This window comes from Nonomuraea sp. N2-4H (genome assembly GCF_045291505.1).
GTDB lineage: Bacteria > Actinomycetota > Actinomycetes > Streptosporangiales > Streptosporangiaceae > Nonomuraea > Nonomuraea fastidiosa.
This window is the reverse complement of the sequence record NZ_CP147987.1, coordinates 961,944-975,735: the sequence shown is the minus strand read 5'-3', so window position 1 is coordinate 975,735 and position 13,792 is coordinate 961,944. Positions and strand designations below refer to the sequence as shown.

Annotated in this window: 15 protein-coding genes; 11 read left to right on the top strand and 4 right to left on the bottom strand. The window is 71.5% G+C overall.

What is annotated here, in order from left to right:
- The first annotated feature begins 1 nt into the window (after window position 1).
- The gene (locus WBK31_RS04490; RefSeq protein WP_364066885.1) at window positions 2–739 is read left to right on the top strand and encodes a maleylpyruvate isomerase family mycothiol-dependent enzyme; all 738 of its coding nucleotides are present in this window, start codon (window positions 2–4) and stop codon (window positions 737–739) included.
- Between the two features lie 460 nt (window positions 740–1,199).
- Here WBK31_RS04490 and WBK31_RS04485 read toward each other — a convergent pair whose 3' ends face one another.
- The 3 genes from WBK31_RS04485 to WBK31_RS04475 all read right to left on the bottom strand — a co-directional run bounded on the left by WBK31_RS04485 (window position 1,200) and on the right by WBK31_RS04475 (window position 3,254).
- The gene (locus WBK31_RS04485; protein ID WP_406674364.1) at window positions 1,200–1,454 is read right to left on the bottom strand and encodes a helix-turn-helix transcriptional regulator; all 255 of its coding nucleotides are present in this window, start codon (window positions 1,452–1,454) and stop codon (window positions 1,200–1,202) included.
- A complete protein-coding gene (locus WBK31_RS04480) occupies window positions 1,415–1,927 on the bottom strand; it encodes a helix-turn-helix transcriptional regulator (RefSeq protein WP_406674363.1) in 513 nt (170 codons plus the stop codon). Before WBK31_RS04480 ends, WBK31_RS04485 begins: the two co-directional genes overlap by 40 nt.
- 304 nt (window positions 1,928–2,231) lie before the next feature.
- Entirely contained in the window at window positions 2,232–3,254 is a 1,023-nt protein-coding gene (locus WBK31_RS04475; protein ID WP_364066889.1) for a PHP domain-containing protein, read from the bottom strand.
- 129 nt (window positions 3,255–3,383) lie between these two features.
- Here WBK31_RS04475 and WBK31_RS04470 point away from each other — a divergent pair, with 129 nt between their 5' ends.
- The 9 genes from WBK31_RS04470 to WBK31_RS04430 all read left to right on the top strand — a co-directional run bounded on the left by WBK31_RS04470 (window position 3,384) and on the right by WBK31_RS04430 (window position 11,794).
- The gene (locus WBK31_RS04470) at window positions 3,384–3,953 is read left to right on the top strand and encodes a hypothetical protein (RefSeq protein ID WP_364066891.1); all 570 of its coding nucleotides are present in this window, start codon (window positions 3,384–3,386) and stop codon (window positions 3,951–3,953) included.
- Window positions 3,954–3,956: 3 nt separating this feature from the next.
- Window positions 3,957–5,102 (top strand): glutathionylspermidine synthase family protein, encoded by a 1,146-nt coding sequence (locus WBK31_RS04465; protein ID WP_364066893.1) that lies wholly within the window; start codon window positions 3,957–3,959, stop codon window positions 5,100–5,102.
- A gap of 39 nt (window positions 5,103–5,141) precedes the next feature.
- Window positions 5,142–5,573: a DUF350 domain-containing protein gene (locus WBK31_RS04460; RefSeq protein WP_364066895.1), complete on the top strand. Its 432-nt coding sequence runs from the start codon at window positions 5,142–5,144 to the stop codon at window positions 5,571–5,573.
- A gap of 115 nt (window positions 5,574–5,688) precedes the next feature.
- A complete protein-coding gene (locus tag WBK31_RS04455; RefSeq protein ID WP_364067197.1) occupies window positions 5,689–6,813 on the top strand; it encodes a helix-turn-helix domain-containing protein in 1,125 nt (374 codons plus the stop codon).
- A gap of 103 nt (window positions 6,814–6,916) precedes the next feature.
- Window positions 6,917–7,813: an ACP S-malonyltransferase gene (locus WBK31_RS04450; RefSeq protein ID WP_364066897.1), complete on the top strand. Its 897-nt coding sequence runs from the start codon at window positions 6,917–6,919 to the stop codon at window positions 7,811–7,813.
- Window positions 7,810–8,766 carry a beta-ketoacyl-ACP synthase III gene (locus tag WBK31_RS04445; protein ID WP_364066899.1) on the top strand — a complete coding sequence of 319 codons (957 nt, stop codon included), beginning with the start codon at window positions 7,810–7,812 and terminating at the stop codon, window positions 8,764–8,766. Before WBK31_RS04450 ends, WBK31_RS04445 begins: the two co-directional genes overlap by 4 nt.
- A gap of 77 nt (window positions 8,767–8,843) precedes the next feature.
- Complete coding sequence (locus WBK31_RS04440) at window positions 8,844–9,083, top strand: acyl carrier protein (RefSeq protein WP_364066901.1); 240 nt, start codon at window positions 8,844–8,846, stop codon at window positions 9,081–9,083.
- A gap of 53 nt (window positions 9,084–9,136) precedes the next feature.
- Window positions 9,137–10,369: a beta-ketoacyl-ACP synthase II gene (gene fabF, locus WBK31_RS04435; protein WP_364066903.1), complete on the top strand. Its 1,233-nt coding sequence runs from the start codon at window positions 9,137–9,139 to the stop codon at window positions 10,367–10,369.
- Window positions 10,370–11,794, top strand: coding sequence for a carboxyl transferase domain-containing protein (locus WBK31_RS04430; protein ID WP_364066905.1), 1,425 nt, complete (start codon window positions 10,370–10,372; stop codon window positions 11,792–11,794).
- Between the two features lie 231 nt (window positions 11,795–12,025).
- Here WBK31_RS04430 and WBK31_RS04425 read toward each other — a convergent pair whose 3' ends face one another.
- Window positions 12,026–12,520 (bottom strand): DUF3145 domain-containing protein, encoded by a 495-nt coding sequence (locus tag WBK31_RS04425; RefSeq protein ID WP_364066907.1) that lies wholly within the window; start codon window positions 12,518–12,520, stop codon window positions 12,026–12,028.
- Between the two features lie 174 nt (window positions 12,521–12,694).
- Between WBK31_RS04425 and WBK31_RS04420 the strand changes: the two genes are divergently transcribed.
- Window positions 12,695–13,723 (top strand): S8/S53 family peptidase, encoded by a 1,029-nt coding sequence (locus WBK31_RS04420; RefSeq protein WP_364066909.1) that lies wholly within the window; start codon window positions 12,695–12,697, stop codon window positions 13,721–13,723.
- Window positions 13,724–13,792: the final 69 nt, after the last annotated feature.

The window sequence follows — 13,792 nt, the reverse complement described above, 5'->3', positions numbered from 1 at the left end:
GGTGACTGATTACCTCGCTCGAATCGAGGCCGAGACGGCCAGGCTGGCGACGCTGGCGGACGACCTGACGGTCCCGGTGCCGACCTGCCCGGGCTGGACGGTCGGCGACGTGGTCACCCACGTCGGGCAGATGCACCGCTGGGCGGTGCACGTGCTGCGCAACCAGGTGCAAGAGCGGATCTGGTCGTTTCAGGTGCCCACCGGACTGCCGGAGGGCGCCCACGGCGACGCGGCGTGGCTGACGGCGGGAGCCGCCGAGATGCTGGAGACGCTGCGCGCCACCGACCCGTCGACGACCGTGTGGACGTGGGGCCCGGACAAGCGGGCCTCGTGGTGGCCGCGCCGGATGTTCTTCGAGCTGCTGGTGCACCGGGCGGACGTCGAGATCGCGCTCGGCGTCGAGCCGGAGTTCCCGGCGGAGACCGCGATCGACGGCATCGAGGAGCTCCTGCACAACCTGCCGGAGGCCCGCTGGGTCACCAAACCGCTGGCCGAGCTCGACGTGGAGGGGGCCACGATCCACCTCCACGCGAGCGACGCCGACGGCGAGTGGACCATCACGCAGGGCCCCGCCGGGAAGATCACGTGGGAGCGCGGGCACGCCAAGGGCGACGTGGCCCTGCGGGGCCCGGTCCGCGACCTGCTGCTCGTGCTCTACAACCGCCGCTCCCCCGGCGCGGTCACCGTGCACGGCGACCGCGACCTGCTCGACCGCTGGCTGTCGGCCGCCTCCTTGTAAGACGACCGCCGCCGAACGGCCGCCCAGGGACGGCCGCAGCGGCGGCGGCCTGCCCTTGAGCGATCGCCCAGGGCCGCCCACTTCCGAAGCCCGCGCGGGAAGGGGGGACGTCAGGGAACGCCGGCGCAAGGAGGCCGGCACCGGGTACGCCGGGGGACGCTCGGGAACGCTCGGGGACGCCGGGGGACGCTGGGGGCGCCGGCGCAGGGCCCTGGACGCGCCGCCGCTCGGCGATCGGCGGCGTGTCCAGGGCGATGGGTGACCCGCCCCGTGCCGCGGGGCGGCCCGCTCGCCGTGCCGGGATCTCGCGGGGAAGGCGCTCTCTCCGACCGGCGAGCGGATGATCACCTGAGATGAAGGTTCATGGACGCCGTCGTCTCCTCGGGGGTGCGGACAGATCCACGATGACCGGCGAAGGCGACAACCCTATGTCGGTGTTTTCGAAAGAATTATCGGATTGTCAGTCGAGTACGGTGCCGTGGACGACCATCTCTGGCACATCGGTGGCGAAACCCTCCAAAGGCCGGTCGGGACAGCGCTCGGCGGTGACGGTGGCGGACGCGATGCGGTCGAGGCGGAAGACGCGTACGTCGTCGCGCAGCCGGCACCACCCCACGAGGTACCAGAACCCGCCGCGCCCGCCCAGGAACACCCCAGGCTCGACGTCGCGCGTGGTCAGCGCACCCTTCGCGTCGGCGTATTCGAGCCTGAGCACCCGGCGGCGCAGCAGCGCCTCCTCGATGGCCCTGGAGATGCCCTCGCCGCCCAGCGGCCGGATCTCCTCCCCGGCTCGGACTGCGGCCTGGCGAGCAGCACGCGGCGGGCCAGCTCTCTGGCCAGCTCGCCCTCGGGGCCCGGCATGGCGGCCACCACCTTGCGTAACGCGCTACGGGCCTGGCGGCCGAACGGCTGGTCGCCCGCCTTGCTGAGCGCCACCGCGATGGCGACGGCCTCGGCGGGCGTGAAGTTGAGCGGGGGAAGCGACACCTTCCTGTCGATGGCGTAGCCGCCCTTGCGGCCTGGCTCGGCGTAGATCGGCACGCCCGACTCCTGCAGCGCGGTGATGTCGCGCTCGATCGTGCGTACGCTCACCTCGAACCGCTCGGCCAGCTCGCGGGCCGAGCGGCAGCGGGGCGCGATGGCGCGCAGCTCTTCGACGAGCGCGTAGAGCCGGTCGGTACGGTTCACAGCCGGAACGCTACGCGCCGCCACCGACAATCGCGGGCCTCGCGGCGGCCCCGCGACACCCAGGTAACCCCGCCGCCAGGGAAGTCTCACGCCTCCGCCGGCGGCCGAGCGGAGCGCGGCACCTCACGCGAGTGCAGGTGCGCCTCGCCCGGCTTTCCACCACGTGACGATCGGCGATTCTTCCGCTCACGGGCGCGTCCACTCCAGCGGGCAGGGCCGGCAGGCGGACGCGCGCGGCACGGCAGGCGGACGCGCGCGGCACGGCAGGAGGTCCGTCAGGCGCGGTGACCAGGGGGCGGGCGTGTCAGGCGCGCGTCCACTCCAGCAGCCGGTCGAGCGGCCAGGTGTTGACGATGCGGTCCGCTTCGATCCCGCACCTGGCGGCCCGCTCGCACCCGAAGCGCTGCCAGTCGAGCTGCCCCGGCGCGTGCGCGTCGGAGTCGATCGCGAACAGGCAGCCCATCTCGTACGCCAGCCGCAACAGCCGCTTGGGCGGATCGAGCCGGTCGGGCCGCGAGTTGATCTCGACGGCCACCCCGAACTGACGGCACGCCTCGAAGACCAGCTCGGCCTCGAACTCCGACTCGGGCCGCTTGGCCCCGCGCTTGCCGCCCGCCTGCACGATGCGCCCGGTGCAGTGGCCGAGCACGTCCACACGGGGGTCGGCGATGGCGGTGACCATGCGGCGGGTCATGTCCTCGGATCCCATGCGCAGCTTGGAGTGCACGCCGGCGACCACCACGTCCAGCCGGTCGAGCAGCTCGGGCTCCTGGTCGAGCGAGCCGTCGGGGTTCACGTCCACCTCGATGCCGGTCAGGATCCTGAACGGCGCGAGCCGCTCGTTCAGCGCGGCCACCTCGTCGAGCTGCCGCTCCAGCCGCCCGGCCGTCAGCCCCCGGGCCACGGTCAGGCGCGGCGAGTGGTCGGTCAGCGCCCAGTAGTCGTGCCCGAGCGCCATGGCCGCCCGCGCCATCTCCTCGATCGGCGAACCGCCGTCCGACCAGTCGGAGTGGCTGTGCAGATCGCCCTTGAGCGCCGCCCGCAGCCGCGCGGTCTCCTCGTCGAGCTGGACGTCTACGGTCGCCCGCATTCGCCGCAAATAGGTCGGAACCTGACCTTTAACACTTTCGTTGACCACAAGAGCGGTGACCTTCCCGATCCCGGGGAGATCACCGAGCCCGCCGTCGCGGGTGAGACGGGCGAGCTCTTGCGGGGACAGCTCGTCGATCACCGCGGCGGCGCGGCGAAAGGCACGCACGCGGTACGGGGGCTCACCCGCGCGCTCGAGGAGAAAGGCGATCTCGCGCAGGGCCTCGACGGGATCCATGCGTCCAGTCCTACCCCAGTAGGGCGGCGACCGGGAGCACCAACCCTGAACAGGGCAAATCTGCCAGGGGCCATTGATCGGGGGTAAGGGCCGCCGCTAGTGTGATCGGCTCAGGAAAGCAGGAGTTTCATGCCACAGCCGTCCAAGGCGTCCAAGCAACCGCCACGCAAATCGTCCAAAGTCATCCCACTGACCGTCCTCGGCGTCGTGTCGGTGATGGTCGTGGGTTACTGCGCGGCGGTCGACGACGACGAGCAGGTCACGGCCGACTGCGTCCTGCTGGACGGCGACCTGCCACCCGGCTACGGCGACTTCCCCGCGACACCGACCGCCTCCCCGTCCGCTTCCCTCTCGGCAAGCGACAGCGCCTCCCCGACCCCGACCCCGACTTCAACTCCGACACAGACCCCGACGGACAGCCCGAGCCCGCTCACGGCCACCCCCGGCAGCACGCCGGCTGGCGACGGCTACGTGGTGGTGGACGACTCCTACTGCGACGACGACGGCACCTCGACCCGCCACCACTATTACGGCGGCTCCCACGGCGCGTACGTCTGGTACTACGGCGGCCGCCGGGTCGGCAACCGGGTCATGGACGGCACCACGCTCAAGCCGTCCAACGTGACCATCAGCAGCAGGAGCGGCAAGTCGATCCAGCGAGGCGGCTTCGGCGGCCGCGGCTGGGGCTCCGGGGGCTGAGCGATGCGCCGCGAGCACTCCCCTCCCAGGGACGGCTGGGAGAAGATCATCGAAGGCCACGGCCTGGCCTACCACCGCGCCGCCCACCCGGCCGGGCTGAGCCGCCCGTACTGGGACGAGTCCGTGCACTACGTCTTCTCCATGGACGAGGTCGAAGAGCTGGAGAGCCAGGTCGAGGAGCTGCACCGGATGTGCCTCCAGGCCGCCGACCACGTGGTCGCCACCGGCCGCTTCGCCGACTTCGCCATCCCCGAGTGGGCCTGGGAGGCGGTGGCCCGCTCGTGGGAGCGCCGCGACGACCACCTGTACGCCCGCTTCGACCTGCGCTACGACGGCACCGGCCCGGCCAAGCTGCTGGAGTACAACGCCGACACGCCCACGTCGCTGGTGGAGTCGTCGGTGGTGCAGTGGTTCTGGCTGCAGGACGTCTTCCCCGGCGGCGACCAGTGGAACTCGGTGCACGAGCGGCTCATCGACCGCTGGCGCGAGCTGCGCCTGCCGCCCGGCCCCACCCACTTCGCCTTCACCAACGCCGACGAGACCGGCGAGGAGGCCATGACCGTGGCCTACCTGCAGGAGACGGCCGAGCAGGCGGGCATCGAGACCGTGGCCATCGCCATGGAGGACATCGGCTGGGACCCGCTCAACCGCTGCTTCGTGGACGTCGAGGGGCGCGTGATGCGCTCGACGTTCAAGCTGTACCCGTGGGAGTGGATGCTGGCCGACGAGTTCGGGCGGCACGCCGTACGCTACGGCACGTGGGTCGAGCCGCTGTGGAAGGCGTTGCTGTCCAACAAGGCGCTGCTGGCCGTGCTGTGGGAGCTCAACCCCGGCCATCCCAACCTGCTGCCCGCCTACCTCGACGGGCCGCGCGAGCTGACCTCGTTCATCTCCAAGCCGCTGCTCGGCAGGGAAGGCGCGTCGATGCGCATCGTGACCCCGGGCGGCGTCCGGGAGACGCCCGGCATGTACGGCCGCGAAGGCTACGTGCATCAGGCCTTCGAGCCGCTGCCGGAGTTCGAAGGGCAGCGGCCGGTGCTGGGCGCCTGGGTGGTCGCCGACGAGGCGGCCGGGCTCGGCATCAGGGAGACGACCGGTTACATCACCGACGACACCTCCTCCTTCGTCCCGCACCGCATCGCTGACTGACCTGTCCCGACCCGTGTCCTTCATTCGAATGGAACTGCAGTGACCCTCCTTGAGACCCTCGCCCGTGGCTCGGGCATCATCGCCGCGTACGCCGCCGTCGGCGTCATCCTGATGATCGTCGGCTTCTACGTGATCGACCTGGCCACGCCGGGCAAGCTCAGCCAGGTCATCCGCTCCGAGCGCAACCCCAACGCCACCCTGCTCGCCACCTCCGCCATGATCGCGATCGGCCTCATCGTGGCCGCCTCCATCTGGGCGGCGGGCGGCAGGCTGTCGGAGGGCCTGGCGAGCACGGCGGTGTACGGCCTGGTCGGCATCGTGGTCCAGACGCTGGCGATGCTGCTGTTCGACAAGATCGTCGGCATCTCCGTCCGCGAGCTCATCAAGGAGCAGGAGCTGCAGCCCGGCGCCCGGCTGCTCGCGACCACGCACGTCGCGATCGGCCTGATCACCGCCGTCGCGGTCATCTGAACCGCCCTCCCGGTACGGCGCTGACCGCCGTTCCGGACATCCGGGGGGACCTGGCACTCTAGGAGGCGTGACAGACCGGACCCGGGAGGACACCACACGAAGGCTCGAGCGCGCCATGGGCGCGCTCGGCACCGCGGCGATGGCGCGCATGGACGAGCAACTGCCGTGGTTCCGCGCGCTCAGCGCGGAGGACCGCTCGTGGGTGGGACTGGTGGCCCAGGCCGGCATCGCGGCGTTCGTCGAATGGTTCCAGCACGCCGGCGAGAACCGTCCCACACCCAGCATCGAGTTCTTCGGTACGGCGCCGCGCGAGCTCAAGCGCTCCATCTCGCTCCAGCAGACCGTCGACGTCGTCAGGGTCGTCGTCGAGGTCGTCGAGGCGCGCACCCACGAGCTGGCCGCACCCGGCGGCGAGGACCAGCTCCAGCAGGCGATGCTGCGCTACACCCGCGACGTCGCCTTCGCCGCCGCCCAGGTCTACGCGCGCGAGGCCGAGGCCAGGGGCTCGTGGGACGCCCGGCTCGAAGCGCTGATCGTCGACGCGCTCGTGCGCGGCGAGGTGGACGACGGCCTGCACTCCTGGGCCGCCGCGCTCGGCTGGACCTCCTCCCCCGTGGTGGTCATCGCCGGCAACGCGCCCGACGACGACCCGCGCGCGGTCATCGACGGGCTGCGCGAAAAGGGCAGGCGCATCGGCATGGACCTGCTGGCCGGAGTCCAGGCCGACCGGCTGATCGTGATCGTGGGCGGCGCGAGCAACGCCAACGACGCCGCCAAGCAGGTCGTGTCCAGGTTCGGGGTGGGCCCCATCGTCATCGGCCCCGAGGTGCCCGACCTGCACGCCGCCGCCAGGTCGGCCAGGGCGGCGCTGGCCGGGCTCAAGGCGTCCTGCGGCTGGCCCGACGCGCCCCGGCCGGTGCACGCCGAAGACCTGCTGGCCGAACGGGCGCTCGACGGCGACGCCGACGCCAGGCAGCAGCTCATCGAGAACGTCTATCTGCCGCTGGCCGGCACGCCGCTGCTCGACACGCTGGCGACGTACCTGGAGCAGGGCACCTCGCTGGAGGCGACGGCGCGGCTGTTGTTCGTGCACCCCAACACCGTGCGCTACCGCCTCAAGAAGATCACCGAGCTGACCGGCTACCAGCCGACCGAGGGCCGCTCGGCGTTCACTCTGCAGGTGGGTCTCATCCTCGGCAGGCTGTCCGAAAACGCCGAAACATGGCGATCGCTAACGTAATGCCGCCGAAACTCCCACTGTAGGGAACCTACAAATCACCCCGGACAAAGTTCGTGCGGATCTCTATCCGCGTGTCGAAGTCCTACAGGGCAAGGTGGTTTTTGTGCTTGTACTCGTCGCCCCGGGCCAAGGTGCCCAGACACCGGGCTTCCTGACTCCCTGGCTCGAGCTGCCCGGCCTCGCCGACCGGCTCGGCGCCTGGTCCGAAGTCGTAGAGCTCGACCTGATCGCTTACGGCACCACCGCTGGAGCCGACGAGATCCGCGACACCGCCGTGGCTCAGCCGCTCCTCGTCGCCGCCGCGCTGGCCGCCGCCGAGGCGCTCGGCGCGAGCCCCGACGTGCTGGCCGGCCACAGCGTCGGCGAGTTCGCCGCCGCCGCGCTCGCCGGGGTGCTCACCCCCGAGCAGGCGCTGGGCCTCGTCCGCGAGCGCGCCAGGGCCATGGCCAGGGCGGCCGCCGTCACCGAGACCGGCATGACCGCGGTGCTCGGCGGCGTCGAGGCCGACGTGCTCGCGGCCATCGAAAAGCACGGCCTGACCCCCGCCAACATCAACGGCGCCGGCCAGATCGTGGCGGGCGGCACGCTCGAGCAGCTCGCCGCGTTCAAGGAGGACGCGCCGGCCCGCGCCCGCCTCATTCCGCTGAAGGTGGCGGGAGCGTTCCACACCCACCACATGGCACCGGCGGTCGAGAGCCTGCGCGCCGCGGCCGAGGCCGTCGAGCCCGCCGACCCCAAGGTCACGCTGCTGTCCAACGCCGACGGCCAGGCCGTCGCGAGCGGCGCCGAGTTCCTGCGGAAGCTGGTCAAGCAGGTGAGCAGCCCTGTCAGGTGGGACTCCTGCATGGAGACCATGGCCGCGCTCGGCGTGACCGACATGATCGAGCTGCTGCCCGGCGGCACGCTGACCGGCCTGGCCAAGCGCGGGCTGCGCGGCGTGCGCACCGTGGCGCTGAAGACCCCCGACGACCTCGACGCGGCCAGGGAGCTGATCCCATGAAGATCCCCGACATCGTTCCCGGCGCCAAGGTGCTGGCCTTCGGCCACTACCAGCCGGCCAACGTCGTCACCAACGACGACCTGGCCAAGACCATGGACACCAACGACGAGTGGATCCAGTCCCGGGTCGGCATCAAGGAGCGCAGGATCGCCTCCCCGGCCGAGACCGTCGAGGACATGGCCACCATCGCCGGCGGCAAGGCACTCGCGGCCAGCGGCCTGACGCCCGACGACATCGACCTCGTCATCGTGGCGAGCTGCACGATGGAGACCCAGATCCCCAACGCCTCGGCCGTCGTGGCGCACCGCCTGGGCATCACCGCCCCCGGCGCCTTCGACATCAACGCCGCCTGCGCCGGCTTCTGCTACGCGCTCGGCACCGCCAGCGCCGCCGTGCGCGGGGGCTCGGCCAAGCACGTCCTGGTCATCGGCGCCGAGAAGCTGTCGCAGTGGGTCGACTGGACCGACCGCTCCACTGCCGTGATCTTCGCCGACGGCGCCGGCGCGGCGGTCGTCGGTCCGGCCGAGACGCCCGGCATCGGCCCCGTCGTGTGGGGCAGCGCCGGCGACAAGGCCGACGCCATCTACATCAAGAACCGCAACGAAAGCCTCCACCAGGAGGGCCAGACCGTCTTCCGGTGGGCCACCACCGCCCTGCACCCGGTGGCGCTCGAGGCCTGCCGGCGCGCCGGCGTCGATCCGTCGGAGCTCGCCGCGTTCGTGCCTCACCAGGCCAACCTGCGCATCGTCGAGTCGATCGCCCGTAAGCTGGGCGCCGACAAGGCCGTCATCGCCCGCGACATCGTCCACGCCGGCAACACCTCGGCCGCCTCCATCCCGCTCGCGCTCTCGCGCATGCTGGAGCGCGGCGAAGTGCAGTCGGGTGGCCTGGCGCTGGTGCTCGGCTTCGGCGCGGGTCTGACGTACGCCGGACAGGTGATCGAGATCCCCTGACGGGGTCCCGCTCGCCCTTCCAGACTTGTGCGGCATCGCCCGTACAGAACCCAGGAAATCAAAGGAGAACTAGCGACATGGCTGCCACCGAGCAGGAGATCCTCGAAGGCCTCGGCAAGATCATCAACGAGATCACCGGCATTCCGGCCTCGGAGGTGACCCCCGAGAAGAGCTTCGTGGACGACCTCGACATCGACTCCCTGTCCATGGTCGAGATCGCCGTGGCCGCCCAGGACGAGTTCGGCGTCGAGATTCCCGACGACCAGCTCAAGAACCTGAAGACGGTCAAGGACGTCCTCAACTTCATCCAGGGCTGACCTCGGATTGTTTCACCGATCAACCGATCACTGACCAGCAAGGAGCGCGAAACGTGAGTGCGAACCGGGTACGTGTCGTCGTCACCGGGCTTGGCGCGACGACGCCCGTCGGTGGAGACGTCACCTCGACCTGGTCGGCGCTCCTCGCCGGTCGGTCGGGCGTCAAGACCCTGGAGACCGACTGGGTCGACACCGTCCCCGTGAAGTTCGCGGGGACGGCCGCGGTCGATCCCACCGAGGTGCTGCCGCGGCCCGAGGCCCGGCGGCTCGACCGCAGCGAGCAGTTCGCGCTGGTCGCGGCCCGCGAGGCATGGAAGGACGCCGGCGCCCCCGAGGTGGCGCCCGAGCGGCTGGGCGTCGTGGTCTCCAGCGGCATCGGCGGCATCAACACCACGCTGTCGGCCTACGACACCTACCGCGAGCGCGGCTGGAACCGGCTGTCGCCGTTCACCGTGCCGATGCTCATGCCCAACGGCCCGGCCGCCTGGGTCGGGCTCGACCTGGGCGCCCAGGCCGGCGTGCACGCCACGGTGTCGGCCTGCGCGTCCGGCGCCGAGGCCATCGGCTACGCGCTCGACATGATCAGGGCCGGCCGTGCCGACGTGGTCGTGGCGGGCGGCACCGAGGCCGCCATCCACGGGCTCAACATGGCCGCCTTCGCCGCCGCGCGGGCCATGTCGACCCGCAACGACGACCCCGAGGGCGCCTCCCGCCCGTGGGACCGCGCTCGTGACGGCTTCGTGCTGGGCGAGGGCGCGGGCATCGTCGTGCTGGAGTCGGAGGAGTTCGCCAAGGCGCGCGGCGCGCGCATCTACGCCTACTGCGCGGGCGTCGGCTACTCCGCCGACGCGCACCACATCACCCAGCCGGAGCCCGAGGGCCGCGGCCAGATCATGGCGATGACGATGGCGCTCACCGACGCCGACATCTCCGGCAACGACGTCAAGCACGTCAACGCCCACGCCACCTCGACCCCGGCAGGCGACGTCGGCGAGGTGCAGGCCATCGCCAAGGCCATCGGCAGCCACCCGCTCGTCACCTCCACCAAGTCCATGACGGGACACCTGCTCGGCGGAGCCGGCGGCATCGAGTCGGTCTTCACCATCAAGGCCCTGCACGAGCGGATCGTCCCGCGCACGATCAACATCGACGACCTCGACGACGGCATCGAGGTCGACCTCGTCCACGAGGCGAACCGCGCGCTGCCTGAGGGCGACATCGCCGCGGTCAACAACTCGTTCGGGTTCGGCGGTCACAACGTGGCCGTCGTCTTTAAGGGGGCTTAAATGACCGTGCTCGACAACCGGGTGGTGAGCGAGGGCTCCGATCAGGAGCCCGCTGATCCCCGCGATCCCGTCGTCCGCCTGACCGCGCTGCTCGACGAGGGCTCGCTGCGGCTGATCACTCCGGAGGACAAGAGCGGCGCGCTGGCCGCCACGGGCCGCGTCGAGGGCGTTCCCGTCGTCGCGTTCTGCAGCGACGCCCGCGTCCAGGGCGGCGCCATGAGCGGCGAGGGCTGCGAGCACATCGTGCACGCCTACGACGTCGCCGTACGCGAGCGGGTGCCGATCATCGGCATCTGGCACTCCGGCGGCGCCCGCCTCACCGAGGGCGTCGAGTCGCTCCACGCGGTCGGCCGGGTCTTCGCCGCCATGACCAAGGCGTCCGGCGTCGTGCCGCAGATCTCCGTGGTGGTCGGCCCCGCCGCCGGCGGCGCCGCCTACGGTCCCGCGCTCACCGACCTCGTCATCCTGGCCGACACCGGCCGCATCTTCGTCACCGGCCCCGACGTCGTCCGCAGCGTCACCGGCGAGAACGTCGACGCCGCCGCGCTCGGCGGGCCCGAGCCGCACGCCAAGCGCAGCGGCGTGGCCCACATCGTCACCAAGACCGAGACCGACGCCTTCGTCAAGGCGCGCCGGCTCGCCACGCTGCTCGGCCACCAGGGCCGCATCCGGCTCGGCGAGATCGGCGAGGTCGACTTCTCGTCCCTGCTGCCCGACTCCGCGCGCCGCGCCTACGACGTCAAGCCGCTGGTCAACGGCCTGCTCGACGAGCCCGGCCTGGAGCTGCACCCCAAGTGGGCGCCCAACATCGTCACCTCGCTCGGCCGCATGGGCGGGCGCACGGTCGGCGTGATCGCCAACAACCCGATGCGGCTCGGCGGCTGCCTCGACGCGACCTCCGCCGAGAAGGCCGCCCGGTTCGTCCGCATGTGCGATGCGTTCGGCGTGCCGCTGGTCGTGCTGGTGGACGTGCCCGGCTACCTGCCCGGCGTCGGCCAGGAGCACGACGGCGTGGTCCGGCGCGGAGCCAAGCTGCTGCACGCCTTCGCCGAGGCGTCGGTGCCGCGGGTCACGCTGATCACCAGGAAGGCGTACGGCGGGGCGTACATCGCGATGAACTCCCGCGCGCTGGGCGCCACCAAGGTCTTCGCCTGGCCGACCACCGAGGTGGCGGTCATGGGCGAGGTGGCCGCGGTGCGCGTGCTCAAGCGCCGCGAGCTCGCCGCGGTCCCCGAGGAGGAGCGGGCCGAGCTGGAGCAGCGCCTGGCCGAAGAGCACAAGCAGCTCGCCGGCGGGCTGGTCAGGGCCCAGGAGCTGGGCGTCATCGACGAGGTGATCAAGCCCGCCGAGACGCGCGGCGCGATCGCCAAGGTGCTCTCCCAGGCCACCCCGGCCAGGGGCGCCCACGGCAACATCCCGCTGTAGGACCGCCCCAGGGCGCGGCTGTGCAGCCGCTAGAGCGATACGAACGAGGCCCCGCACCGTCTTTCGGTGCGGGGCCTCGTTCGTCTTTCACAGGCGCTCTCTACGAGCAGCAGGCGCTCTTCAGACTGATCAGGGCTCTACACGTGTCAAAGGCGTTCGTCACGCGCGTCAGGCGGCGGGACGGGCGCACGGGGAGCCTCCCTCGCACCCCGGCGGCCTCGTCCCCGGCGATCACACGGCCGCGTGCAGCCACCTGACGGGCGCGCCGTCCCCGGCGTACCGGAACGGCTCCAGCTCCTCATCCCACGGCCGGCCCAGCAGCTTGTCCAGCTCGTCTTCAAGCACGCACCGCCCCTGCGCGGCCATCATCATCGCGGTGCGCAGCCGGTCTTCGGGGATCATGATGTCGCCGTTCGCGCCGATCACGGCCGTGAACGGGCCGAGCGACGGCGTGTAGGCATGGCGGGAGCCGTCGACCCCGGGTGAGGCATCCTCGGTGATCTCGAACCTGAGACGCTGCCAGCCCATGAGGGAGGAGGCTATGGCCGCCGCGATGCCAGGCCGTCCCTCCCACTCCGCCTGGGCCCGCACGACATTGGGCGCGGCGGGCTGCGGAGTCCACGTCAGGTCTACGGGCACGCCAAGGACACCCGCGACTGCCCATTCGATGTGAGGGCACAGCGCGGGCTGAGCCGAGTGGACGTAAAGAACGCCACGAGCAGACACCGGACCTCCCGTTCGGTACGAGGTGCGCCTTCCCCAACGGCCTCGTCCCGGGATGATCACAAGTGACTAGGGAGAGACTACCGTCGGTCGCTGATCGGCACCAGAGGGGGGCCATACCAAGTTGGTGCTGAAGTGGCGGGTGACAGGTCGCCTCCCAAGGAAAGATACCGGCTCATGGACATCCAATCAGTCGGGGAGGCGTTCGTCCGCCCACGTCAGGTGCTGACCGACCGCACGGCGCTGTCCGCCGCGCGCCGCTGGACCCAGGCGGTCTCCGAGGCCGACGGCGTCTGCGTCGTCCATCTGGCCGACGGCGTCGATCCGTGCGAGCTCACCGCCGAGCTGCGCGACCAGGGCCTGCGGGCCTCTCCCAACCACGTCTTCCGCGGCCAGCCGCTGTTCTTCGGCGGCCCGGCCTCACGGCCCTTCCCCACGCCTCCGATCGGTCACCGGCCGCATCACCGGCCGCGCTCCGACGTCGTCGTGGGGCTGCTCGACACCGGCGTGGCCAAGCACCCGTGGTGGGCGGGCAGCGACTGGTACGCCAGGCTCGGCCCCCAGGAGGCCGACGCCATGGAGGGCCAGCAGGCGGGGCACGGCACGTTCATCGCCGGACTTCTGACCCGGCGGGCCCCGGGCGTGTCGCTGCGCGTGCACCGGGTGCTCGACGGCGACGGCGTGACCGACGAGGCGACCGTCGTACGCGCCCTGCACCGCATGCGCGAGCGGCCGCCCCACGTGCTCAACCTGTCGTTCGGCGGCTACACCTTCGACGGCCGGCCGCCGCCCCTGCTGTCGGACGCCATCGCCGAGCTCGCCGCCACGCCGACCGGCACGGTGACCGTGGCCTGCGCCGGCAACACCGCCTCCGACCACCCGTTCTGGCCCGCGGCGCTGCCCTTCGTGGTCGGCGTGGCCGCCGTGGACGCCTCCCAGCAGTGCCGGGCCCCCTACTCCGGCTACGGCACGTGGGTGGACGCCTGCGCCCGGGGCGACTGGCTGACGAGCAGTTACCTGCACACCGGCGACTTCGAGGGGTACGCGGCGTGGAGCGGCACGTCGTTCGCCACGGCGCTGGTGGCCGGAGCCATCGCCGACGCCGCCAGGAACGAACCCGCACGGCAGTGGATCGACAGGCTCCTCGACTCCGAGGCGACCCCGCAAATTCAGGATCTGGGAGTCCTCTTCCCGGCGAGTCTGTAGAGTTTACGCTCAGTCCCCGGACCATCACGGGGAGGCATGATCGCCTCCCCTGGCCGGGCGGAAGGAGGC